This window comes from Flagellimonas hadalis, from assembly GCF_007785775.2.
In the GTDB taxonomy this organism is placed as follows: Bacteria; Bacteroidota; Bacteroidia; order Flavobacteriales; family Flavobacteriaceae; genus Flagellimonas; species Flagellimonas hadalis.
The window spans coordinates 65,847-92,104 of record NZ_VNIK02000010.1 but is presented as its reverse complement, the minus strand read 5'-3'; the positions used below and the strand labels follow the sequence as shown (position 1 = coordinate 92,104).

The 26,258-nt window shown below is 44.5% G+C and carries 19 protein-coding genes; 17 read left to right on the top strand and 2 right to left on the bottom strand.

The window, feature by feature from the left end; genetic code table 11:
- Window positions 1-202 precede the first annotated feature (202 nt).
- Both FOT42_RS13945 and FOT42_RS13940 read right to left on the bottom strand, forming a co-directional pair.
- Complete coding sequence (locus FOT42_RS13945) at window positions 203-640, bottom strand: hypothetical protein (RefSeq protein WP_151891147.1); 438 nt, start codon at window positions 638-640, stop codon at window positions 203-205.
- Between the two features lie 445 nt (window positions 641-1,085).
- The gene (locus tag FOT42_RS13940; protein WP_151891146.1) at window positions 1,086-5,198 is read right to left on the bottom strand and encodes a hybrid sensor histidine kinase/response regulator; all 4,113 of its coding nucleotides are present in this window, start codon (window positions 5,196-5,198) and stop codon (window positions 1,086-1,088) included.
- Window positions 5,199-5,445: 247 nt separating this feature from the next.
- Here FOT42_RS13940 and FOT42_RS13935 point away from each other — a divergent pair, with 247 nt between their 5' ends.
- From FOT42_RS13935 to FOT42_RS13855, 17 genes are all read left to right on the top strand, one after another.
- On the top strand, window positions 5,446-6,804 hold the full coding sequence (locus FOT42_RS13935; RefSeq protein WP_151891145.1) for a Gfo/Idh/MocA family protein: 1,359 nt from the start codon (window positions 5,446-5,448) through the stop codon (window positions 6,802-6,804).
- 154 nt (window positions 6,805-6,958) lie between these two features.
- Entirely contained in the window at window positions 6,959-9,910 is a 2,952-nt protein-coding gene (locus FOT42_RS13930; protein ID WP_151891144.1) for a SusC/RagA family TonB-linked outer membrane protein, read from the top strand.
- A gap of 18 nt (window positions 9,911-9,928) precedes the next feature.
- Complete coding sequence (locus FOT42_RS13925; RefSeq protein WP_192938403.1) at window positions 9,929-11,584, top strand: RagB/SusD family nutrient uptake outer membrane protein; 1,656 nt, start codon at window positions 9,929-9,931, stop codon at window positions 11,582-11,584.
- Window positions 11,585-11,780: 196 nt separating this feature from the next.
- Window positions 11,781-12,347, top strand: a complete 567-nt coding sequence (locus FOT42_RS13920; protein ID WP_192938402.1) for a discoidin domain-containing protein — start codon at window positions 11,781-11,783, stop codon at window positions 12,345-12,347.
- An 83-nt stretch (window positions 12,348-12,430) separates the two neighbouring features.
- The gene (locus tag FOT42_RS13915) at window positions 12,431-14,227 is read left to right on the top strand and encodes a DUF3472 domain-containing protein (protein ID WP_151891142.1); all 1,797 of its coding nucleotides are present in this window, start codon (window positions 12,431-12,433) and stop codon (window positions 14,225-14,227) included.
- A 779-nt stretch (window positions 14,228-15,006) separates the two neighbouring features.
- A complete protein-coding gene (gene xylA, locus FOT42_RS13910; RefSeq protein WP_151891141.1) occupies window positions 15,007-16,332 on the top strand; it encodes a xylose isomerase in 1,326 nt (441 codons plus the stop codon).
- A 192-nt stretch (window positions 16,333-16,524) separates the two neighbouring features.
- On the top strand, window positions 16,525-17,556 hold the full coding sequence (locus tag FOT42_RS13905; RefSeq protein ID WP_192938401.1) for a LacI family DNA-binding transcriptional regulator: 1,032 nt from the start codon (window positions 16,525-16,527) through the stop codon (window positions 17,554-17,556).
- Between the two features lie 308 nt (window positions 17,557-17,864).
- Window positions 17,865-19,019 carry a cysteine desulfurase family protein gene (locus FOT42_RS13900; RefSeq protein ID WP_151891139.1) on the top strand — a complete coding sequence of 385 codons (1,155 nt, stop codon included), beginning with the start codon at window positions 17,865-17,867 and terminating at the stop codon, window positions 19,017-19,019.
- Window positions 19,016-20,170 (top strand): XdhC family protein, encoded by a 1,155-nt coding sequence (locus tag FOT42_RS13895; protein ID WP_151891138.1) that lies wholly within the window; start codon window positions 19,016-19,018, stop codon window positions 20,168-20,170. The genes FOT42_RS13900 and FOT42_RS13895 overlap by 4 nt, the downstream gene beginning before the upstream one ends.
- On the top strand, window positions 20,167-20,772 hold the full coding sequence (locus FOT42_RS13890) for a nucleotidyltransferase family protein (protein ID WP_151891137.1): 606 nt from the start codon (window positions 20,167-20,169) through the stop codon (window positions 20,770-20,772). Before FOT42_RS13895 ends, FOT42_RS13890 begins: the two co-directional genes overlap by 4 nt.
- Entirely contained in the window at window positions 20,769-21,005 is a 237-nt protein-coding gene (locus FOT42_RS13885) for a MoaD/ThiS family protein (RefSeq protein ID WP_151891136.1), read from the top strand. The genes FOT42_RS13890 and FOT42_RS13885 overlap by 4 nt, the downstream gene beginning before the upstream one ends.
- On the top strand, window positions 21,002-22,015 hold the full coding sequence (locus FOT42_RS13880; protein WP_151891135.1) for a HesA/MoeB/ThiF family protein: 1,014 nt from the start codon (window positions 21,002-21,004) through the stop codon (window positions 22,013-22,015). The genes FOT42_RS13885 and FOT42_RS13880 overlap by 4 nt, the downstream gene beginning before the upstream one ends.
- Entirely contained in the window at window positions 22,008-22,451 is a 444-nt protein-coding gene (locus FOT42_RS13875; protein ID WP_151891134.1) for a molybdenum cofactor biosynthesis protein MoaE, read from the top strand. The genes FOT42_RS13880 and FOT42_RS13875 overlap by 8 nt, the downstream gene beginning before the upstream one ends.
- Window positions 22,452-23,348 carry a bifunctional molybdenum cofactor biosynthesis protein MoaC/MoaB gene (gene moaCB / locus FOT42_RS13870; RefSeq protein WP_151891133.1) on the top strand — a complete coding sequence of 299 codons (897 nt, stop codon included), beginning with the start codon at window positions 22,452-22,454 and terminating at the stop codon, window positions 23,346-23,348.
- Complete coding sequence (gene moaA / locus FOT42_RS13865) at window positions 23,341-24,333, top strand: GTP 3',8-cyclase MoaA (RefSeq protein WP_151891132.1); 993 nt, start codon at window positions 23,341-23,343, stop codon at window positions 24,331-24,333. The genes moaCB and moaA overlap by 8 nt, the downstream gene beginning before the upstream one ends.
- Window positions 24,333-25,499, top strand: coding sequence for a molybdopterin molybdotransferase MoeA (locus FOT42_RS13860; protein WP_151891131.1), 1,167 nt, complete (start codon window positions 24,333-24,335; stop codon window positions 25,497-25,499). The genes moaA and FOT42_RS13860 overlap by 1 nt, the downstream gene beginning before the upstream one ends.
- Window positions 25,500-25,502: 3 nt before the next feature.
- Window positions 25,503-26,258 (top strand): sulfite exporter TauE/SafE family protein, encoded by a 756-nt coding sequence (locus FOT42_RS13855; RefSeq protein ID WP_151891130.1) that lies wholly within the window; start codon window positions 25,503-25,505, stop codon window positions 26,256-26,258.

The window sequence follows — 26,258 nt, the reverse complement described above, 5'->3', positions numbered from 1 at the left end:
CATGGATATTGAGACAATTTTTACTATCTTCAATACAAATGAGAGTAATCCGGTACAATTAGAACGTCACCCATACGGTTACCTATTTTAGAAAAATATTTGTAACTATTTAATAAACAGGGTGTTGATTCTGGACATGAAATCCAGTCATCCCTTGATGGAGAAATTGGAAAAACAGATGCTTCTTATTAGAGATTGGCATTTATTGGTTGGCTAATCTATATCCAAAACCCGGACCATCACATGGAAGGTAACCTCCATTGAATATTTCCATGTTGTTCAAAATAGAAATATGTTCCTTAAGGGAACTTGTACAATTTTGGATTAAATAGCTTTCCGCTTCATATTCAAATTCATAATACTTTGCATCTTCTGATTGTATCAAAAGGTAACTGCCTTTGGCAATACTGGTACTGTCCGGGTACACCCTTCTTTTGACAAAGTGATTGTTGGATGAAAGCTCAATGAATTCATTAAAATCCAAATCCTTCTTCTCGATGATTTCTCCCGACATTCCTGCATTGATGTACTGAAGTTCAAAAAGGTTGTTGCCTTGAAGGTCAATTTCTTTATCTGGGCTATCACAAGACTGATTGATTATTAAAGAAGTCAATGAAAGCAATATGGCCAGTTTTCTCATGTTAAAATAGAATTGATTTATACCAATAGGATACATTGAAACACAAATCGTTGCTTATCAAAAAAAAAGGCCTAAATTGTAAGACTCCCATAAGTTTTGCCGCTGGATGTGCCGATTTGAACACGGTTCAGTTAACTGGTCCAAGTTAACGGTGTAAATTTTAGAAAATCAACTATTTATGTTTCAAGGGATGGGCTTGCCACCCCGACGAACCACTAAATAGGTGGTATCAAAGCACTGTCAACGGAATGATTGACAGTGCTTTTTGTTTTTATGCATTCATCTGATTTCACATACAAAGTGTTGGGATTGAAATCCTCGGACTGGATTACAAGACCTTTTGGATGGGATAGGCTTCCGGTCGTACCCTCAAGGATTTAGGGGGCAGGGCGTGGACCATGGAAGTACAGTTGCAGTTTCCGAAATCCCGCCATAGGAAAAGGGGTTAGGTCAAATTAAATCGGGAATGGTCCAGGTCATGCTCTTTTAAATAATCGTCTACCCCCATTTTTCTGGCCTCCCTTTCAAATTCCTTGGGACTTTTGTAGTATTGTTTTTTAAAGCATTTGGAAAAGTATTTAGGGTCCTTAAAACCCACGATAAATGCAGTTTCCGAGATATTGTATCCGTATTTTGCGATAAGGACCGCGGCTCTTTTCAGTCTGATCAATCGGATGTAATCCACTGGATTTTTCCCCGTCAATGCCTGGCATTTTCTATATAGGCTGGAGTAGCTCATGTTTAGGGATTCTGCCAAATCCTCGATTTTGAAGTCGTCATCGTTCAATTTGGCATTGATGATGGAGGTCATATTTTCAAGAAAAATCTCATCTTGTGTTTTATCGCCCACAATTTCAGGGCTACTTATTACCTCTTTTCTATACTTTGATATGATGTGCTCTTTGGATGAGATGATGTTCTTTATTTTCAGCAATAGCTCTGCGGTGTTGAAAGGCTTGTTTATATATTCGATGGCCCCTGATTTTAGTCCGGATAGTTTTGACTGGGTGGAATTTTTGGCGGTCAATATGATGACCGGAATATGTTTGGTAAGGTCGTCTTGCTGTAGCAGGGCACACATTTCAAGGCCGTCCATTTTTGGCATCATGATATCGCTCAAGATCAAATCCGGGAAATTGCTTTTGGCATAATGGAACCCTTCACCACCGTTATCGGCCAAAATAATGTTATACTCACCCGCCAATAATTCTTTTAAAAACGATTGCAACTCGTAATTGTCCTCCACAATCAGAATTGTTTTTTTGGAAATATCTTTAGTACCGGCCTTAAACTGGGTCACTTGAAGTTGCTCTATGTCTTGGGGGATGGTTTCATCGGGCTCGTCGGTCATAATGATCTCAGACTCCTCATAGGCGTCTTTTGTTATGGGAAGGGTAAAGGTGAAAATAGTGCCCTCAACGGCAGAGGACTCAACTTCCATGGTGCCTCGATGCAGGTCCACCAATTCTTTGGTCAAGGCCAGGCCAATGCCCGAGCCTTTCTTTTTTTTGTTGGTCTTGGATTGGTAGAATAGATCGAAAATAAGTTCAAGTTCATCTTTGGGGATACCCGATCCCGTATCGGAAACCGATAATTTTATCTGTTTTTTGGAATCGATGGGGATAACATTGAGCTGGACATTACCTTCCTTTGGGGTAAACTTAAAGGCATTCGAGAGCAAATTGTAGATGACATGCTCTATCTTTTCCTTGTCGTACCACGCCGATTGCAGGTTTTGGGGGCAGTTTATGGCAAAGTCGATCCTTTTTTTCCGTGCCATTTCCTTAAATGACAATGAAATATCCTGAATATGGTCGTACAGGTTGTTCCTTGTGGTCAAAAGCTTCAGCGCGTTGATTTCCTTATTACGCATCAGGGTCAGCTCCCGTGCTATCTTGGAAATGCGCTTGCCATTTTTTTCGATGATCTTTAAGCGTTGGTTGAGCAAAAGATTCCCATTTTCCTCCGATTGTTTCAACATGTCCTCCAATGGCCCTAAAATTAGGGTGATCGGGGTTTGGATTTCATGGGACATTTTGGTGAAAAAGTTCATTTTTAGGTCATACAGCTCGTTTTCCTTTTTGTGGATCAGTTTTTCAACGAGCAATTTGTTTTTCAACAAATACCAACGTCGAAGCGCATAAAGGACAAAGCCAATAAGAATAGCATAAAGGATATAGGCAAATGGCGTTTTCCAAAAAGGAGGGGCAATCCGAACCGCTATACTTTTTGGGGCAATGTTCCAAAGTCCTTTGCTGGTGCCTGCCTTGACCTCAAAAATGTAGTTCCCATTGGGGATGTTGGTGTACGTGGCCAAGCGTTCCTGTCCACTAACGATCCATTCATCATTGAACCCTTTTAAACGGTAGGCGTAGGTGTATTTGGGGTCCAGCACATTATCGATTGCCGAAAATCGGAACGAAAAGGACGATTGGCCCGACTTTAAGTTCAATGTCTCCAAATTATAGGCACTGAGACTCCCATACGTGGGAATGAGCTGCTCCATGGGTTGGTTCAGGATTTCAATGGAGTTGATAAATAGTTCCGGAACCCTTTCCTTTTTACTTATTTCTGTGGGGTCAAAATAATTTAAACCATAATTGCCACCAAAGTAGAGCATGCCATCACTATCCTTGAAGGTGGACCTTGATAAAAATATATTGCTTTGAAGCCCATCGGAACTGTGGTAGGCTATTGTTTTCTTGGTTTTTGTATTTAAATGGAATATACCGTTGTTGGAACTGAACCATAGGTTATGGTCGTCCTGTTTTGCAATGGCCGCAAGATTAACGTCCTTAAAGGCCTGAATATCTTCAAAAGTGGTGTATTCGTTGGTTTGGGAGTTGTACTTTAAAAATGTACCGTTTTTGTCCAAAAGCCATAGTACGCCTGGTTCCCCGACGGCAATGAACTTTACGGAGAAAATGCCCTCAAGGGTTGTGTTGTTCTGGTACGATACCAGTGAAAAGGATGATTCCGAGAGTTTTTGCGGTTTTTCATTGAACCTAAAAAAACCACCGTTGTAAATACCTATCCAAATGGTGCCGTCCTGATCTTCGGCCATGGCTTCGGCTATAAGACCGTTCAACCCGTGATGGTTGTTTTCAAAGGATGCCAAAAGTTCTTGTTCGGCGGAGTACACATTAATGGAAATGTTGGAACATACCCATATCCTGCCTTTGGAGTCCCTGAACAAGGTCCTCACATCCGTTGCCTTTTGGTTTCGGATGTTGGTAACCTCAATTTTTTTTAAGGTATTTTTTTGGGTATCATGAAACCACAGTCCGTTAAGGTAGGTGGCAATCCAGATATTTCCATTAAGGTCTTCTGTGATGGACTGTATATAGTGGCCCCGGCCTACTTCAGAATCGTTGAAATAAGTTGTCTCTTTCGTAATGCCGGTGCTGTTTATGTTGACTTTGGTCAAACCTGAACCATCGGTGCCTATCCATAGTATATTTTTTGAGCTTTTGTAGATGCTCAATATTTTTTGGGGAATATGGTTTGCCGAACCTTCGTGGTAATGGATGTTGTTGTCCACATTGGGTAAAATGGACAGTTTTCCATAATTCGTGCAGATCCACAGGTTTTTGTGGTTATCCTCGTTGATGTGCAAGATGGTATTGCTGCCCAGGGAAAATTCATTCCCATCCTGCTTGTAAAAAAGGTCGATAATACCAGTGACCGGATTTATTTTATACAACCCGCCACCATCGGTACCGCCCCATATAAACCCATCACTATCGTTGAAAAGTGTGAGGAACAATTCCTTTTTGACATCGGGTCTTTCCCCGCTGAACAGGGTGTCCTGAATAAACTCTTGCGTTGTTGTATCATAAACAAAAATGCCATGGGCCTCCGTACCTATCCAGAGTCTTTTGTTCTTGTCCGTTGTCAAGATGATCCTACCTGGGTAATCCGTATATCGTCCGATCAACTCCGTATAGTTTTTAGAGCTTAGGTCGTAGTGGAATATCTTACCGTTTTCAGTACCCACAAATAAGTTGTTGGGTGCAACATAGGCCAAGCTGTTGATATTGGTGACAGGGAAGTTGTTGTTGAATATTTGTGCTACACTGTCTATTTTGGAGTTTGAACTACGGTAAATTTTGCCATTGGTCGTAGCCATCCAAATACTTTGACCTTCGTGGTAAATGGTCTTTAGTTTTTGGTCATTGAAAAGATCGTTCAGCACCTCGAACATGCCACTTGCAGCATCAAACTTCATCAAGCTTCCCAAAGATGAGATGATATAGATATCCCGCTTATCATCAGTGATCATATCTCGGGCCCTTTCACCGTCTTTTTTAAAAATTGTGCTGTTGGTCAAGGGTTTATAGTTGTACCCATCATAGACCAGAATGCCATCGGAACAAAGCATCCATATATTTCCCCATTTATCCTGAATGGTCTTGGAAACAAAAACTGGTTTATTGTTGACGACGGGTGTCAATGGCGCAAAGTTGATATGCTTTTGCGCATAGGAACAAAAGCTCAACCAGAAAAAGGCATATAAAATTTTATGTTTTGTAAAAATGGACATGCTTTCTAAGCTCATGCTGCACTATAGGTCTTGTACCATAGCATACAGGATGTCGCAGTAAAGGTATCAATTAAGTTCAACTTCTTCCCACCCTTATGTAGAGGCCTAGGGGACAAATTTGTCAAAAAGGGGGAGCAGATCTGTCAAGACGGAATAAAGATGGTTTTTTACCCATTAATGCACAAAAATTCGTCCTCGGGACAAACAGGAAAATCCATATTTGTCGATAGATGATTTAAAATCCAACTTTTATTTATCAACTATGAATTCACGAAGGAATTTCGTCAAGAAAACCACATTGGCGGGTGCAGGCCTATCCATTCTGCCCAATATATCGCTCGGATCGGAATTGGTCGGATCCGATCAGAAATTAAAACTTGCCTTTATAGGTGTCGGGCTCAGGGGTGCCAACCATTTGCACAATGCCTTAAACAGAAAGGATATAACCATTGAAGCTATATGCGATATAGATCCAGAGCGTATCAAGGTCGCCTTGAAAATGATCGATGAAGCAGGATTTGCAAAACCTAAAGTTTTTGGAAGTTCCGAGTACGACTACAGAAACCTGCTGGACGCGGCGAATATTGATGCGGTAATTATTGCGACCCCTTGGTTGTGGCATACCAGAATGGCAGTGGATGCCATGAAGGCCGGAAAATATACGGGATTGGAAGTTTCTGCAGCAAATACATTGGAAGAGTGCTGGGATTTGGTCAATACCCATGAGGCCACTGGCTCCCACTTGATGATCCTTGAAAATGTCAACTACCGCCGTGATGTCCTCGCCGTTCTGAACATGGTGAAGCAGAATGTGTTCGGCGAAACAGTACATTTTAGATGTGGATACCAACATGATCTGCGCGGCGTGTTGTTCAATGATGGGAAAACAGCCTACGGTAAAGGCGCCGAATTTGGTGAACAGGGCATTTCCGAATCCAAGTGGCGTACCCCACATAATCTATTGCGCAATGCAGACGTATACCCCACCCACGGCGTCGGGCCCATTGCAGCAATGTGTGATATCAATAGAGGGAACCGTTTTGTATCCATGACCTCGCATGCCACTAAAAGTAGGGGCCTTCATAATTATATCGTGGATACGGCAGGTGGTGACCATCCCAATGCAAAACTGAACTTTAAGATTGGTGATGTGATCACTACCACCATAGAAACTGCAAAAGGGGAGACCATTATAGTGACCCATGATTGTAGTTTGCCCAGACCCTATTCCTTGGGCTTTAGGGTCCAGGGCGTGAAGGGCTTGTGGGAAGTGGATGGCAACAGGATCTATGTTGAAGGAAAGTCAAAACCACACCGATGGGACACGGCCGATGACTGGATGAAGCAATATGACCACCCCTTGTGGCAGAAATATGGGGAGTTGGCCAATGGAGCAGGGCATGGAGGGATGGATTTCTTTGTCCTCAATGCCTTTGTGGAATCGGCCAAGCAGAACATTGCACCACCTATGGATGCTTATGATGCCGCAGCATGGAGTGCCATTACCCCCTTGTCCGAGCTATCCATAGAGAACAATGGGGAGCCACAGGACTTTCCAGATTTTACCAGAGGTAACTGGATAAAGAATAAACCATACAACTGGATGAAGGATACCTATTAGTGATCAGCGTCCTATTGGTTTTTGGGAAGTATGCCGTGTTGGGTGTCCATAAAAGGAACCCTTCCAATAACCCTTTGACAAATGGACATCTTCATTGGTTGAATAAAAATAAATAACTGACTATAAAACAAATAATTAACTCAAACTCATTTTTATGAAAAATAGGATTAAAACCATACTATTTGTTTTCCTTATGGGCTTTATACATACTGTTTGGGCCCAAGAAAAACAGGTTTCTGGTACCGTCACGGATGCGGATGATGGGGCACCATTGCCAGGGGCCAGTATCAGTGTATTGGGCACTTCTCGAGGGGTGTCATCTGATTTTGATGGAAATTTCACCATAAACGTAGGTGAAGATGATGTGTTGTTGGTGAGCTACATGGGGTATGTGAGCCAAGAAATTCCAGTGGCGGGAAAAAGTACCATTGCCATCCAATTGACCATGGAACAGAATGCTTTGGAAGAAGTGGTGGTCGTAGCCTATGGAACACAAAAGAAGGAAACGGTAACCTCTTCGGTCGTGGAGGTCAAGTCCGAAAAGCTTACGGATGTTACGGTTCCCGAGGTAGCTACCATGCTACAAGGTAAGGTGACCGGTGTACAGGTGTTGCCGAGCAACGGACAACCAGGATCTTCCCCAAATATTATCATTAGGGGGCGTTCTTCCATAAATTCAACAAATTCCCCCTTATGGGTAGTCGATGGGGTTATTGTCGGCAACTCGGATCCCAAGTTGAATCCCAAGGATGTGGCGAGTATGTCCGTACTTAAGGATGCTTCGGCTACGGCACTTTACGGGAACCGTGGCGCCAATGGGGTGATCATTGTGACTACCAAGCGGGGCACTATCGGACAAAAACCACAATTGACGGTCTCGTTAAAGACTGCGATAAACCGATTCAACCCAGGGAATTTCGAAGTGATGGATTCCAGACAGTTGTATGATTTTCAGGAGAGTTTGGGCAATACGAACCCCTGGTTTGACGAAAGCCTATTGGAGCGCGATTTCAACTGGTTGGACGCCACGACACAGGATGGGCTTGTCACAGATGCATCGGCCTCTTTTACCTCGGCCACGGAGACCCACAATCTATTGGTGTCCGGAGGATATTACAGCGAGGAAGGTACCGTCATTGGCAGCAAACTGGACCGATATACCTATAGGACCAACCTGGATTACAAGATTACTGACAAACTCACCATAAAGCCCAAGCTCTATTTTGTTTTTGACCGAAGGGACAATGCAAGGGGAGGTAGTCTGTACCAAGCCTATACCAATTTGCCATGGGATATCCCTTTTAATGAGGATGGTTCCGTGGTCAATGCCAATCAGGCATTGGGAGATACGTGGTTGGGAAGGGACAAGAGCAACTTTTTTTATGATAGGCAATGGAACTATTCGGACTCCCGCTCATTTGACTTGTTCGCAAGTTTCGATTTTGAATATCAGTTGCTGAAAAATTTGACCTTTATCTCCACGAACAACTTTAGGTGGGGAAATTTTGAGCGGTACAGCTATACAGACCCAAGATCTAATGGAGGAAGGGCAAACAACGGATCTATAGAGGATTATACCTATAGGGGGTTGTCCAGGTTTACCAACCAGATGTTGAAATATTCCAACATTTTCAACAATGACCATACCGTTAATGTTTTGGCCGCTTACGAATACAATGATAGCAGTACAAGAAATGTTACCGCACGTTCAGAAAATGTCGTGGTCAACGGCAAGGTACAAAGTGTGGGGCTAAAACCGGCGGTGGCCGATGGTGATGCCAGTGAATTTGCCCAACAATCCTTTCTTGTTGCCGCGGACTACGATTATAAGGGAAAATATTTCGCAAAAACCTCCCTGAGGGTAGATGGGGCATCTGCATTTGCACCCGATTATAGGTACGGCGAGTTTTACTCGTTTGCCGCAGGATGGAACATCCATAAAGAGGATTTCTTTGATTCCAAAAGCATAAACGTGTTGAAATTGAGGGCCAGCCATGGTGCGGTAGGTAACCAGCCCGGCGGTTTTGGATTTTTGTCCACATATGATGTACGGTTCCAATATGCAGGTCTTATCGCTGCCAAGCCTAACCGTTTGGGAACAGAAGACCTGACTTGGGAAAAGGGTATAGAAAGCAATTTTGGACTGGATGCAACACTGTTCAATGCCATTGACCTGACCGTTGACTACTATGACAAGGAAAATTCCGGTCTGTTGTTCTTTAGAAGATTGTCGGATCAGACCGGATTCAGTGGAAGGTATCAAAATATCGGTTCCGTTACCAATAAAGGTATAGAGGTCGCGGTTTCTGCAGACATAGTGAACACGGATGACTTTGGAATCAACATAGGGGGGAATATTAGTTTCAATAGAAACAATGTGGAGGAGCTGCCCGATGCCACTGATATCATAAGCGGTTCGTTCATCATCAGGGAAGGAGAGGAATTTGGTTCCTTTTACATGAGAAAATGGTTGGGGGTCAACCCTGCCGATGGAGCACCGGTTTATGAAGTGATCGATGAGGAAACCGGCGAAAGTTCGACCACGGCAGATTACAACAGCGCGACCCTACAGATAGCAGGTTCTGCCAACCCCGATTTTACAGGAGGTTTTAATACAAGCTTTTGGTACAAGAACTTCACCTTGAGCTCAAACTGGAGTTTTTCCTACGGGGCAGAACTCTATAATGCATCCCGTAACCTGTTCGATTCCGATGGCTATTATCTTCAGTACAACCAAATGGTATTGCCTGATGGTTGGTCCCGTTGGGAAAGACCAGGGGACGTGGCCACACACCCCAAACCACAACCGGGCGGGTATGCAGGGAGCAACCAGACCTCCACGAGATACTTGGAAGACGGTAGTTACCTTAGGTTGAACAACGTAAGGCTGTCTTATGACTTTCGAGCTATCCTTATGGAGAATATTGGGATAAGCAGTGCCAATATCTACCTCTCCGGGGACAACCTGGTCACCTTTACCAAGTTTACCGGTGTGGACCCTACCATTAATGATGTTGATAACGGTGGTGCGACTACTTTAGGATACACCAGTATTGGGTACCCCGTGCCAAGACGTTTCGCATTGGGGTTGAATATCACGTTTTAATCATATAAAAAATTGAGCATGAAAAATATAACTTACCTATTTCTACTAGTGACCACGGTGATCCTTACATCCTGTGAGTTGGATAGAAGCCCTTATACGGAAATCTCGGCCGATGATCTGTTTAATGATCCTGGTGCTGCACAGACGGCAACCTTGGGGAACTACTTGTTCTTAAAAGGAGACAAAGGTTATGATGGTTGGATAGACGATCTTCACAGAATGTCTGAATACTCAGGGGATAATGTTATGATCAGTGGCGGGACCACGGATGCCCTGTACTTTTTCTACAATTACCAACGAAACCCCAATAACAGTAGGGCCAACAGGTTTTGGAGCAATTCCTACAAGGCCGTGGTTGGGGCCAACCGTGTAATTGAAAGCTTGACCGAAGGTATTTCACCAGAGGAAGATCAGGTGATCGGAGAGAATTATTATATCAGGGCCCTGGTCTACTTTCAGATGGGGAATATCTTCGGAAGACCCTATAACCAAGGTCAATCAAATTTATCGATCCCATTGAAATTGACTTCCGACATCAATGAGATCCCCGACAGAAATACAGTTGGGGAAGTGTATGACCAGGTAATAGCAGATTTATTGAAGGCCGAAGCATTGATGAACGAAAACAAAGGGGCGTCCTTTGCCTCTAAGGAGGCTGCCCAAGCCTTGTTGTCCAGGGTTTACCTCTATATGGAGGATAATATAAAGGCAATAGAGTACGCCGATAAGGTAATCAATGAAGGGCCCTATACACTGTTGTCCCCAGATCGTTTCTCGGTAATGAACACCTTGCACCCCTTGGACAACGAAGAGGCCATATTCTCGGTGACCTTGACCAAGGATATAGACATCCCCGGTACTGAAGATTGGTATACCATTGGTTCATTTTATGCCCAAATTGATGGTGTGGGTTGGGGAGAGATGTATGCCTCCCAGACCTATTTGGAGTTGCTTGGCCAAAATGATGATGATCTAAGGGGAAGTTTCATAGAACCACAATACCTAACGGATGAAAATGGGGATAGGATACCGGCAATTTACTGGGTAGAGGACAATGCCACCTACCAGTTTAGGCGCACCACGGATAATGGAACCTCCATCACTTTTGAGGATAATGGCAATACATATACCCTATTGTCAGAAGACGTCAATGGGAGGACCCAATATTATTTCAACGGTTCCAATGGCCGTCAGGATGTAGTGTTTGATTACGATATGGACAAGCGTAACGGGTATCCCAAGTTTTTCATACTTAAGGCTTCCCAACAAGAAAATGATCTTCACCTATGGTCACCAACAGTTTCCCGTTTGGCGGAGATGTACCTGAATAGGGCAGAGGCCTATGCGAAGCAGGGGAACGATCAGGCAGCACTGGACAATATCAATGTGCTGAGGGTAAGGGCCAGGGTTCCCGAATATACCTTGACCAACCTTCCAGAAGGCAAAACCGTTTTGGATTTGGTCATAGAAGAGCGCAGGTTGGAACTTGCCTTCGAAGGACACAGAAAATTTGATGTATACAGGAACGGTTTGACCATGGACAGACGATATCCCGGAACGCATTTGAACAACTCGAACCCGTTTCCTGAGATCATGGCAACAGACAATGTGATCATTGAATTGATACCTGAGCAACAAATATTATTGCAGCCGTCTTTGGAACAAAATCCTTAGGATGGATGATCGGTTGGCTTGCCAAGTGGAACAATAGCGGCTGACCTGATGGCTATCCAAAATCAGATTTTTTGGGAAAAATGAGATTGGGGGTTTGTTGTTGAATGTTGAAATGTACAATGTATTGGTTCAACTTATTTACAGTCCAATCGAATTTAAAATCAAGAATATAAAAACTACACCAAAACTTAAAATTATGAAAATAGCAAAGAATATAATTGGAATGCTTTTTCTGCTTGTTGCTGTTGCTTTTATGGGATGTGAACCTGATCAGGTCTTGTACCAGACCAACCAGGTTTTTAACGACACCCGTATAAAAACAAATCTTAGGCCTTCCCAGTGGACCATAGAGAGCTTTAGTTCAGAAGAAGCTTCGGGGGAAGGCGATACCGGTCGTGCAGCAGATGTGCTCGATGCAGATTTGGAGACCTACTGGCATTCTTGCTGGACATGTGATCCGGCAGGGCAACATCCCCATGAACTGGTCATCGATTTTGGTGCTGAAATTTCAATAGGAGGCCTGCAATTGGCGCAAAGACAATCGTTGTCGAGGGCCGTAAAGGACCTTCAGATTGAAATCAGTACGGATGGCTCCTCATGGACATCCATGGGCAATTTCAGTTTGTCCCGGGTTGCAGAGCTCCAAGAGACCGACTTTTCGGAGAACAAAACGGCAAGATTTGTCAAGGTTATAATAGAGTCATCCCATGATGGCAGTATTTATGCAGCATTGGCCCAAATTGGCGGTTATGTATATGAGTAATTTAAAGGGACAGGTTGAAGTACTCTAAAATCGTATCAAGGCCGGTTTTTCAACCTAAGGTCATTAAACTAAAAAGGAAAATCATGAATGTTAAAATAAATAATTTGTTACTACTGTTTTTAGCCACGGCATTGAGCCTGATCTCCTGTGATGCAGAGAAGATCGTGTATTTTGAAGATGTTATCGGGGAAAATGCAGCCAATTTGGAATTTACCCAGACTATACCCATTGGTGCAAATAGCTGGGTCGCCGATAATATAGACCAAGACGGTGTTTTGATTTCTGAAGAAGGTATCCATAACTGGACTTCAACCGCTGATGTGATCCGAACGTATGTAAGAACGGGAGCAGGCGATTTGAATGTGGGTCTTGCCATTAAAACCTCCGAAGGTGGCTCCAAGTTCAAAGTAACCGTAAACGGAACAAGTAAAGAGCTTATCATCACCACCGAAGATTATGTGGACTACGGTATTGGTGTCTTTCCCGTGGAAGATGGTTACAACACCATTGAAATAGAGGCCCTTGAAAAATCCGGAACGTTTGTGGGGGATATCAATAGTTTACTTTTGGGAGGGCCTGCAGCGGCCGATGGGGTAGTCTACAACCCCGTTGACAATTTTCATTTTGGCAGAAGGGGCCCTTCCGTGAATATTGGTTATCAAACTCCCGAAGGAAAGGATGTACAGTATTTTTACAATGAACTTACAGTTGCGGAAGGGGAAGATGTGCTGGGATCGTACTTTATGACCAACGGGCATTCGCAAGGCTATTTTGGTCTTCAGGTGAACACGAACGCGGAACGACGTGTTCTCTTTTCCATTTGGAGTGCGTTTGATACGGACGACCCCAACCAAATCCCCGAAGACTACATGGTCACTGAATTGGGAAGTGGAGAAGGGGTTACCGTCCAAAATTTTGGAAACGAAGGTTCAGGACTTCAAAGCTTTAAAAACATTGGTTGGCAGACAGGGGTGACCTATAAGTTTATTTTAAAAGGAGAACCGTCAGATGTAGAAGGTTCCACCGATTACACCGGATATTTCTTTGATCCTGCAGTGGGCGAATGGGAAATGATCGCCAGCCTTAGAAGGCCCCAGACATCTACCTATTTAACAGGACTTTACTCGTTTTTGGAAAATTTCAACCCCGCAACCGGGAACATCACCAGACAAGGCAACTATAGCAACCAATGGGCCTATACTACAGATGGTACTTGGAATGAGGTGACCGAAGCTACTTTTAGGGTGGATGCCACTGCCGCGAACGGGGACAGAATGGACTTCTATGGTGGCACTGAAGGAAATGGTTTTATACTGAAAAACTGCGGCTTCTTCAATGACTTTACCAGCGTGGGGTCCGCATTGACCAGAGATTCTGGTACACAACCTGATGTGGATTTGGATGCCCTGCCACAAGTAGTGGTTCTTGGCCCCGCAACGGAATTGGATAGAACAGGTTGGACCGTTATCGATTATAGTACGCAGGAAGATCAAGGTGGTGAAGGTGACACAGGTAGGGCCGCAGACGTATTGGATGGCGATTTGAATACGTACTGGCACTCTTGTTGGGCCGGATGTTCCCCCACACCCCCACACCACATTACCATTGATATGGGTGCGGAAAATTTGGTTGATGGCGTTCGATTTTACCAAAGGCAGTCAACGGGACGATCGGTTGAGAATTTGGAAATACAAATCAGCACGGACAATGTGAACTGGACATCGATGGGAGATTTTGTATTGGCCAAGACTGCCGATGCGCAGGAAGTTGATTTTGACACGGCCCAAACCTTTAGGTACTTGAAGTTTATCGCAAAATCTGGGCATGATGGAACGGACAATGCGGCCATGGCAGAAATTATACCTTTTACAAGGGATTGATTTTTAGACAGGTCTTCCGCTTTTGCCCATGTACCAATCCAAGTTTTGACCTGTAATTGTTATCAGTTAGTTTAGTTGATGAAAGGCGTAACTTTCCTCCCTAGGGGTTACGTCTTTCTTTTTTCGAAGGGACTACACTCGTTAAGGTGAATATATTGAAGCTTTAAAAGCTATTGTTTCGCTTAGGGGCATTCATAATGCCCGGTCTTTCCACCTACCCAATTGTTCCAGATCATTACCATAGAAGGGAACAGGTTGCGCTATGAGGCGTGCACTCCCATGGGCACATTGTATGATGCTTTCGATTTGATAAAAGAGAAAGGTAAAAAGCAATTGATCAACCGCATCCCAGATACTCCTGTTCGTTTAAAAAGGATTTTGTGGAGGAGACCAGGTCATATTTTGTAATAATTCACGAAAAGCATTTCGAAGATTTAATGAATCCCTATTTTTAATATCATATAACTGTATATCAGTAGATTACCATGATGTGTATTGGTGATGCACCTAAAGCCTATGGCCAAATAAACCAAACATCGCGTCTTTTCGTCACTGTGCTGAGGCATTGATTTTTTACATTTGATTATCCCGGAACAAATAATTTCCATGTATTATTTTGGTTGTTCTTAGATGAATATTGCCCTAGTGGAAGGGGACAGGGGGCGGCGATTGGTGAGCAATGTTGCCGATAGTTAAGCTCTTTTATGGACAGGGACCGTTATATGGAAATTTATGGGGATTGGGAAAAAAATAGTAACTCATCATAAACACAAAACATAATGGCACATTTGGGCAATAAGGAATATTTCAAAGGAATAGGAGAGATCAAGTTTGAGGGCAATGAATCGGATAATCCCTTGGCCTTCAAATTCTACAATCCAGATCAAAAGGTGGCCGGTAAGACCATGAGGGAGCATTTCAAGTTCGCAATGGCCTACTGGCATACCCTTTGCGGAACGGGTGGAGATCCATTTGGCCCGGGCACCAAGCAGTTTCCATGGTCTGTGGACAAAGACCCCATAAAAGCAGCGCAGGAGAAAGCCGATGCAGCCTTTGAGTTCATCACCAAAATAGGGTTCGATTACTATTGCTTCCATGATTTTGACCTTGTGGATGAAGGGGATAGTCTCGCCGAATCGGAAAAGCGGTTGTCTGCCATTGTGGACTACCTTCAGGAAAAACAAAAGGCTTCCGGGGTAAAACTGCTCTGGGGTACGGCCAATTGTTTTTCCAACCCAAGATACATGAACGGGGCCGCCTCCAATCCAAATTTTGACGTGGTCGCCCATGCAGGGGCTCAGGTAAAAATGGCCCTGGACGCCACTATTTCCCTGGGTGGGGAAAACTATGTGTTCTGGGGTGGCCGGGAAGGTTATATGTCGCTATTGAACACCAACATGAAACTGGAACAGGACAATATCGGCCGGTTTTTGAACATGGCAAAGGACTATGCTAGAAAGGAAGGTTTCAAGGGTACTTTCTTCATTGAGCCCAAACCCATGGAGCCCACCAAACACCAGTATGATTTCGATGCCGCAACCTCCATCAACTCCATTCGCGAATATGGGCTCGAAAAGGATTTTAAACTGAACATTGAGGTGAACCATGCCACATTGGCACAGCATACCTTCCAGCATGAACTACAGGCGGCTGCCAATGCGGGCATGTTGGGAAGTATAGATGCCAATAGGGGAGATTATCAAAATGGATGGGACACCGATCAGTTCCCCAACAATGTGTTGGAAGTCACCGAGGCCATGTTGGTCCTTCTCAAGTCAGGAGGGCTACAAGGAGGAGGTGTCAACTTTGATGCCAAGACCAGGCGCAACAGCACGGACCTGGAAGACATTTTCTTGGCCCATATCGGTGGCGCGGATACCTTTGCAAAGGCACTCTTGGCCGCCAATGCCGTTCTGGAGAGCTCCAATTATGAACAATTGTTGGCCAAACGCTACGCATCTTTTGATCAAGGAAAGGGAGCTGACTTTGTATCGGGGAAACTTGACCTGAACGACCTTTATGACCATGCCTTCAATACGGGCGAGCCAGAGCAGATCAGCGGAAAGCAAGAGCTGTTCGAAAACATCCTGAACAGGTTCGTTTGATCGGGTAGATCCATCGATGGGTATCTGTAGCGTGGCCATGGTTATGGGAAATGGGTAAACTCCTTTTGGCCTGACGGGAAATATGGAATTTGTGCGTACTTGAAAAAGGGCATTTTTTGTACCGCTTTCATTTGGCAACTAAAAATTCCTTATTTTTTGATCATAAATCTTTATTTCCCAAGAATGCCCAAGATGACCATTAAATCCATTGCGGCCCATTTCAAGGTGTCCGTTTCCACAGTCTCCAAGGCCATCAATGATAGCCATGAAATCAGTGAGGGGTTAAGGGAAAGCATAAAGAAGTATGCTAGGGAGAACCATTACAAGCCCAACAGGATGGCTATCAACTTATTGAAGAGGAACACCAAGACCTTAGGGGTGGTCATCCCCAACATCCTGAACTATTTTTTTGTCCAAGTACTCTATGGTATTGAACAAGTGGCCGATCTAAGAGGCTATAGCATCATTACCTGTAGTACCAACGAGTCATTGGAAAAAGAGGCCAAAGTCTTGGACTTTCTGTGTTCTGGTTCGGTCGATGGGGTGATCATTTCAACGGTTGCCGGTGAGATGGAACAATCGGGCCATGTAGAACATTTTCAAGAGTTGAGGGACAAGCAGATTCCCCTGGTCATGTTCGATAGGATCACGGAGCTTATTGAATGCGATAAAGTTGTGGTGGACGACTTCGAGGCAGGTTACAAGGCCACTACATATTTTCTGGAAACTGGCTGTAAGACTGTGGCGATAGTGAACCCCATCGCTAATTCGCTCATTGGCAGACTACGGGTGGATGGGTATAAAAAAGCGTTGCAGAAAAAAGGAATACCCTTCGATGGAAAGCTGTTGCTGCCCATTGGCCATAACGATGATCTGGAGCTTTCGTTGTCCCTTTCCTTGGACTTCAAAAAAATCGATGCCATAATGGTCTTTGATGAGATCACCACGGTCAAGGTAATGGATATTGTACAATCCAAAGGATTCCGGATCCCGGAAGATATTGCTGTGATCGGATTCACCAATGGAGAACTGTCCAAATATGTAAGTCCCCCGGCCACTATGGTCAGTCAACATGGTAGGTTCATTGGAGAAACCGCTGCGAACCAATTGATCGATAGGATCGAGCAAAAAGGACAACTCCTTGCCTTTGAGACCAAGACCATAAAAACGAGTCTTGTAATCAGGGAATCGACCCTGAAATTGGAGCGATATAATGCAGGATGACTGCTCTCCTAAGTTTTTCTTCCCTATGACAATGGCCCAAAGGAGCCATGGAATAATCAGAAGCCGATTTAAGAGAGTTGGAAATTATGTCAATAAACTTCCTGTCCGAGCTTGTTTGAAGTCAAAAGATGAAAACGATCTGGCAACGGGCAAATCAAGTTGTACCACGACCATGCCCATACTTTTATGCCATTTTTCAGTTCCAGACCAAATGGCTTGGCCTACGGCAAACACTTTGGAAAATGTATGCACAGAATCCACAATATTAGTAAATTGCGTTATGTACACACGTATATAACGCTTTTCCTATGACTTTGAGCGATAAAATTTACTTGGATTTTAATGCAACCACACCAGTTGACCCTGATGTGATCAAGGTCATGATACCTTTTTTTACGGAAAGTTTTGGCAATGCCAGTAGTGATCATTCTTTTGGATGGGATGCTGACGATGCGGTTGAAAATGCACGTGGACAAGTGGCGAAGTTGGTCAATTGTAGACCAACAGAGATAACTTTTACATCTGGAGCTACTGAAGCCGCCAATTTGGCTTTATTCGGATTTTGCAAAAAGAATAGGAGCAAGGGGAACCATATTGTTTCTTGTACAACTGAACACAAGGCCGTACTCGAAACCATGGAGGCGTTGGAAGAAGAGGGTTTTGAGGTCACTTATCTAGATGTGGATAGGAAAGGAAACATTGATTTGAACGAGTTGGAAGAAGCCATAAAGCCATCAACTATCTTAGTGTGTATAATGATGGCCAATAACGAGACAGGTCTGATACACCCCATAAAAAGAATAACCAAAATAGCGCATTTCAAAAGTGTTCCAGTGATGTCGGACATCACGCAGGCCGTTGGTAAAATCCCGATAGATCTAAAAGATTTGGGAATCGATATGGCCATTTTTTCATCACACAAAATTTATGGTCCCAAAGGTGTCGGTGCCCTATACATGAACAAGGACAACAATACGACCATTGCCAAGCATCTTTATGGCGGAAGCCATGAAAAAGGGACAAGGCCCGGAACCCTGAACGTTCCTGGGATAGTGGGATTTGGTGCTGCCTGCAAAATAGCAAGTGCCCATCTTGAAGAACACCATCAAAACCAGTTGGATTTGAGAAACCAACTGGAAGAGAGGCTGTTGGCTATAGAAGGAGCCATCATAAATTCCCACGGTGAGGAACGATTGCCCAATACCACAAATGTATCTTTTGCAGGAGTTGATGGGGCAAAATTGCTCCGTCATTTGAACACATTGGCTTTATCACGCGGTTCCGCATGCACCTCCAACCAAGTGAACCCGTCACATGTCTTGAAGGCTATGGGACTGGAAGATGGTCATGCCTTGGCGAGTTTGCGGATCAGCACCGGACGAAGCACCACCCTGGATGACATTCAAAAAGCAGTTTTCAAGATCAAGACTGCCGTCAACCAATTAAAAACTGTTGCCTTATGAGGGAGTTGGATGTGATCATAGCACAATATCTACAGTTAAAAACACGGGTTGTTCGATGCGTTTTGGCCACGTTGGTACATGTTGAGGGTTCATCGTACCGAAGGGCCGGAGCACGAATGTTGGTGGACGAGTATGGAAATATTACAGGAGCCATCAGTGGAGGTTGCTTGGAAGGTGATGCACTCAGAAAGGCACTTTATGCCTTGGATGTGGGGAAAAATAAACTGGTCACTTACGATACCAGTGATGAGGATGATGCCGTAATTGGGGCCCAGTTGGGCTGCAATGGAATCATTCAAGTGCTGTTTGAGCCCATTGATTATAGCGATAGGGATAATCCCTGCGAACTTTTGAAAACTGTCGTTGAACAAGAAGTTCCCATGGCCATCTGCATTGTTTTTGATCTGGACAAAACCCAGCAACAACTAGGGACCATTCTGACTGCGGATGAAAACGGGGCAGTCCTAGGAAGGGAACTTCCCGAAGGTTTGCACCAAGCTGTGCTTATCAAAAGCAATGAGGCCATTAGCGATGGCTTCTCTTGTTTTGCAGAGCTGATAATTGAAGAGAAAGCACATTTTGTGTTCACCCAAATACAGCAACCCCCAGTAAAATTGGTTTTGGTGGGAGCTGGCAACGATGCCCAGATCTTGGCGCAACAGGCCGAACTCTTGGGTTGGAAAGTAACCGTGACCGATGGACGCCCTACCCATGCCAATAAAGAACGTTTTGTAGGTTCGTGCCAAGTCATTGTCACCAAGCCGGAAGAAACCTTGGAAAACATCAACATAGACCAGCAAAGTTGTTTTGTGCTCATGAGCCACAACTATAACTATGACCTCAGTGTGCTGAAGCTATTGCTGGAAAAACCCAAAATATCCTACATCGGTATATTGGGACCATCAAAAAAATATGATCGCATGCTGAACGAATTGGCAGATAAAGGCATAGTTGTCTCGAAAGCTGATTTGGCCAAGATCCACGCACCCGTTGGGTTGGATATCGGTGCGGAGACGCCGGCCGAAATCGGATTGTCCATTTTGGCCGAGATCCAAAGTGTGTTGACCAACAAAGAGGCCCGACCTCTAAAACAAAAAACGGAGCCCATTCACGATACTACAGCAAATAAATTTCAAAAGATAACCCTATGAGCTCAACAGGAAGCATAGCGGTGGTGGTTTTGGCAGCAGGTGGCTCCACACGTTTGGGGAGACCCAAGCAGTTGGTGGAATTCAAGGGAAAAACACTTTTGGAACGCACGATGGATGAAGTAGATGAGTTGGGCTTCCAGACCAAGATTTTAGTTTTGGGGTCCAGGCAAGAAGAAATTCAAGAGAGAATTGATTCCAACGGCTTTAAAGTGGTCATTAACACCGCTTGGGAAAAGGGAATGGCATCCAGCATAAAAATAGGATTGGAAGCAGCTTTGACAGACAATGAGGAATTGGAACATATCTTGTTTTTGGTATCCGACCAGCCTTTTCTGGAACGCACCAACTTAATCCAACTGGTGCACACGCAATTGACCAAAAATCCAAAAGCTACCTATTCACAATATGGAGGAAATATTGGAGTACCGGCCATTTTTGCTAAGGAAGCATTTCCGCTTTTATTTAATTTGAAAGGAGACGAAGGTGCCAAGAAACTGATGCATTTGGAAGGATTTGATTTCTGTACGGAGACTTTCAAAAGAGGTGGATTTGATGTGGATACGGAAGAAGACGTACAGCAACTAAAACAAATGGACGTATGAAGTTGACCATAAAGTATTTTGGTTTGGTGGCCGAGGCAGCAAATAAGTTCGAAGAGGTCATGGAGCTGAATGGAGAACTCACTGCACGGGAGCTAAAGGAACGCTGTCTGAACGGACTGTCCATTAGGGACAAAGATTCCGTGCAGATAGCCGTGAACCAAAATTTGGATGATAAAATAACCCTAAAAGACGGGGACGAAGTGGCCTTGTTGCCACCGTTCGCTGGAGGATGAACAGGTACGACAGACAAATAAAGCTCACGGAAGTTGGCTATAAAGGCCAGAAAAAACTTCACAATGCCAAGGTGTTGATCGTTGGCGTTGGAGGATTGGGCTGTCCTGCCGCGATGTACTTGGCAGGTGCTGGAGTGGGCAATATTGGTCTGATGGACCATGACAAAGTCGATTTGTCCAATCTGCACAGGCAGGTGCTCTTCCAAGAATCGGATGTAGGAAGGTCAAAGTCAGTCGTGGCCAAGGAACGATTGGAAAAGCAGAACAGTGAGGTAAAGTTTCAAGTGTACGAAGAGCCCTTGACCATTGAAAATGCGGAAAGCATCATCCAGCAATACGATATTGTTTTGGATGGTACGGACAACTTTGAAACGAAATATCTCATTAATGATGCCTGTATTTTGGCCGATAAACCTTGGGTTTTTGCCTCCATTTATAAAAATGAAGGGCAATTGTCGGTCTTTAATTACAAAAATGGGCCCACTTACCGCTGCGTGTTCCCGAAAAGCACGCGGCAGAACATCAGTTGTGAGACCACTGGGGTTTTGGGGGTGTTGCCCGGCATCTTGGGAACGGCTCAAGCTACGGAAGTCCTTAAAATCATTTTGGGGGCGGGCGAGGTGCTTTCCGGTAAGCTAAAGCTGATCAATATGATGCAGGCCAGCGAGCAGACCATCAAACTAAACAAGCGCCCCGAGGAAGTGGAAAAAATACGCAAAGGGGGAATTGCCCCTGTTTATATCGATTGTGATTTGAAGGACAAGGAGCAATGGTATCTCGATGTGCGCGAAGCGTTTGAACAGCCCAAACCAAAAGGAAAAAAAGTGCTGAACATTCCTATGGGGGATTTGATATCACGATACCAGGAAATACCGAACAATCAGGAAGTTTTTGTATTCTGCCAGTCTGGAAAGCGAAGCAAGAATGCAATTGAAATCCTTAAAAATGAATTTGGCTTCCATAATTTGAAAAATGTGGAAGGCGGCATAGAAACAATTATCGATGGATAAGAAGAAACCGAAAAAAGTATTTGTACAAGGAGCCATTCCTCCCGAAAAAATAGCCCAATCGGTGGCCAACCACCAAAGTAAGACAGACATTGGCGCGCACAGTATTTTTTTGGGACAGATCAGGGCAGATGAGATGGAAGGTAAAACCGTGACCGCCATAGATTATTCGGCCTATGAAGAAATGGCGGAAAAAGTATTCCACGAAATACGCGAAGTCGCTTTTGCCAAGTTCGATATTACCTGTGCCCATATCTATCACAGTTTGGGCAAAGTGAAGGTTGGGGAGATTTGTCTGTTTGTATTCACCTCATCGGCGCACCGAAAGATTGCGATTGAGGCGACCAACTTTTTTGTGGAGGAAATCAAGGCGAAAGTGCCCGTATTCGGCAAAGAGATTTTTGAGGACGAAACCCATCAATGGAAAGTGAACAAGTAAATGGTAGACATTACACATAAAGTAACGACCCTTAGAGAGGCCACTGCGGAAGCCATCGTAAAAACGAGCGGTCAAGCTACTATTGAGGCAATTCAAAACAACGAAGTTCCCAAAGGGAACGTGTTTGAAATGGCCAAGGCGGCGGGATTGTTGGGCGTAAAGAAAACACCGGACCTTCTGCCCGATTGCCATCCGTTGCCCATCGAATATACCGGAATCGATTATGAAATAGATGGTTTGGACATCATTATTTCGATGACGGTGAAGACCATCTACAAAACCGGGGTAGAGGTAGAGGCGATGCACGGGGCAAGTGTTGTGGCCCTCACGATGTACGATATGCTCAAACCGATTGACAAAAATGTGGAAATCGGTACCATTCGTCTCAAATCGAAAAAAGGAGGGAAATCCTCTTTCAATATAAATTCAGAAGGGTTGACTGCGGAAGTAGTGGTTTGTTCCGATACCATTTCCAAAGGCCAAGGAGAGGACCGGGCAGGAGAGACCATCATCAAGAAATTAAATGCTTTGGGTGTGGAATCCCAAAAAAGCATTATTCCCGATGAGGCGGTGGAAATCATCAAAAAAGTGGAAAATACCACTGCCGACCTGTTGATTTTTACGGGAGGTACGGGCGTGGGGCCCCGGGATGTCACCCCACAGACCTTGGAACCCTTGTTGGACATCAAACTAAAGGGAGTGGAAGAACAAATGCGAAGCTACGGGCAAGAACGTATGCCGTTGGCGATGTTCTCGCGTTCCATCGCGGGCATCAAGGATGGCAAGCTCATTCTCGCGTTGCCAGGCTCCACCAAAGGAGCAGCGGAATCCATGGATGCGATTTTCCCCCATGTGCTGCACGCATTTAAAGTGATAGAAGGAAAAAGACATGATTGACAAAAAACCGCAGATTATAGACAATTTTGGTAGGCCACATACCTATCTCCGCATTTCGTTGACGGATCGGTGCAACCTTCGGTGCTTTTATTGCATGCCCGAAGAAGGTATTGAGTTGATGGAAAAACCAAGCATCATGACCTTGGAAGAGATCATCGAGATGACCAGAACATTTCGGGATCTGGGCGTGGATACGGTCCGACTGACGGGCGGGGAACCTTTGGTTCGAAAGAATTTCGGCTATTTGGTCGAAGAGCTGGCCAAACTGGGCGTGACCCTCAAATTGACCACCAACGGAATTGTACTCGACAAATATTTGGCCCTTTTTGATAAAGTCGGGTTGCGCAAGATCAATTTTAGTCTGGACACCTTGGATAAGGCCAAATCCATTTTTATTACCAAGCGTGATTATTACGAGCGCATCATGAAGAACCTCGAAATGGCCTTGGAGATGGACATGCACATCAAACTCAATGTGGTCTTGATCAAAGGGGTGAACGATAATGAGATCAATGATTTCATCGCCTTGACAAAACATAAGGATTTGACGGTCAAGTTTATTGAGTTTATGCCCTTCAAAGGCAATAAGTGGGATTGGAGCAAGGGAGTTGGCAAGGAGGAAATCCTGCAGACCATTGGCCATACCTTTGGCGAAATAGAGGAGTTGAAAAATCCCAGGCACAGCACCTCCACCAACTTTAAAGTAAAGGGACACAAGGGCAGTTTTGGGATTGTGAGCACAATCACCAATCCATTTTGTGATGAGTGTAACCGCATTCGACTCACGGCAGATGGCAAGATGAAAAACTGCCTGTTCGCCACTTCAGAGACCGATCTCTTGACCCCAATGCGCAAGGGAGAAAAAATTGAGACCATCATTTTGGAGGCCATAAAATCCAAAAAACACTCCCGGGACGGCATGGAAGTAAAAATGGATGCAGAACATTATGAGCAAAACCGTTCAATGATTTCAATAGGAGGCTAATGGTAACGATTTCTGAAGCACTTCGCATCATTGATGAACAAAAAATCAATTTAAAGAGTCAAACCCTGCCCTTGGGGGAATCCCTCGGATATGCCCTGTCAAAAGACACCTTGTCTCCTTTTCATGTCCCCGAATTTGACAATTCCGCGATGGACGGTTATGCCCTGTGCGGACTTTATCAGGAATACAGGTTAGTTGGTGAGGTCGCAGCAGGGGAATCCAAAGAAGTACGGTTGAGTGATGGGGAGGCCGTCCGTATTTTCACAGGGGCCAAAGTGCCCCACGCCACTTCCGCGGTGATGATGCAGGAGAAAACCTCGGTGGAATCAGGTACACTTTTCTTGGACGAAATGCCCAGAATAGGACAAAATATCCGAAAAAGAGGCGGACAGCTCTCCGAAGGGCAATTGGTATTCGGGAAAGGACATGTTTTGGCCCCACCCTCTCTATCCTTGATGGGAAGCCTCGGATTGGAGCATTTGGAAGTATTTTCAAAGCCTCGGGTGAACATCATCACCACCGGCAATGAACTGGTGCCCCCTGGACAACCCAAGGCAGAAGGGCAGATATACGAATCCAACAGTTATGCCATTGCAGGGGTGTTGCAACAATTCGGGTTCCAGCATCAACATAAAATGCAGATCAAGGACGATCTTGAGGCTACCAAAAAGGGCATCAAAAATGCCTTGGAATCCTGTGATGTCTTGCTGGTTTCTGGGGGAATATCCGTTGGTGATTACGATTTTGTCCGGCCGGCCCTAGAAGCGAACGGAGTGGATGAATTGTTTTACAAGGTACTCCAAAAACCTGGAAAACCATTATACTTTGGACGAAGGACAAACCAATTTGTTTTCGCACTGCCCGGTAATCCGGCCTCGTCCCTCACCTGTTTTTATATGTATGTGCTTCCTCTCCTGCAAAAGTTTTCAGGATATGGAAAGGTAGGTTTGCCCACTTACCAATTTCCTCTAAGCCATGCCTATGAGAACAATTTTGGACGTCCCTCCTTCCTCAAGGCCCATGTATTCAATGGTAAGGTAGAGATATTGGACGGACAGGGATCCTCCATGATCCAATCCATGGCCCTTGGGAATGCACTGGCTTTTGTGGATGATGGTATACAATTGAAAGAAGGGGATATGGTGGATTGCAAATTGATTTCTTGATAAATGAGTGTGGAATACTTGCCCATCGTTTTCTTTTTGATCGCACTTTTTTATAGCTCGGTCGGTTTTGGGGGAGGGTCCAGTTACTTGGCCATTTTGAGCCTTTTCCTGACCGATTTTTACGAGATACGTTCCACTGCCCTTATTTTGAACATTTGTGTGGTGACCATTGGAACCATGGTCTTTATCCGCAACCGGGTGTTCGATATGAAATTGTTCTGGCCATTTTTGGTGATGAGCATCCCGTTTGCTTATCTGGGCGCGCAAATCCGATTGTCGCAAACCGAATTTTTTCTGATGCTGGGAAGCGCCTTGATCATGGCCGGCATTTTTATGCTGCTTCGTTTTGCGAAGAAAAAACTGGACTCGAAGAAATTTTCCAATCCAAAAAAATTGGTGCTTGGTGGCGGCATCGGTTTGCTTTCCGGAATTTCTGGAATTGGCGGGGGTATTTTTCTATCGCCGGTGCTGAATCTTTTAAAGTGGGAAAACGCACGGGTAGTAGCCTCGCTGGCCTCTGTTTTTATTCTGGTCAATTCCATTTCTGGTTTGATTGGACTCAATGTGGCGGGAACCTTCAAGTTGCACGACGAACTGACGTTGCAATTGGTGGTGGCTGTTGTGATTGGAGGGAGTATAGGTTCCTACTTATCCAATAAAAAATTCAACTTGAAATTTTTGGGAGTGCTTACCAGTATTTTGGTCCTTTACGTGGGCTTGCGCCTTATACTGCTGCATGGGTTTGGCGTGAAAATCTAA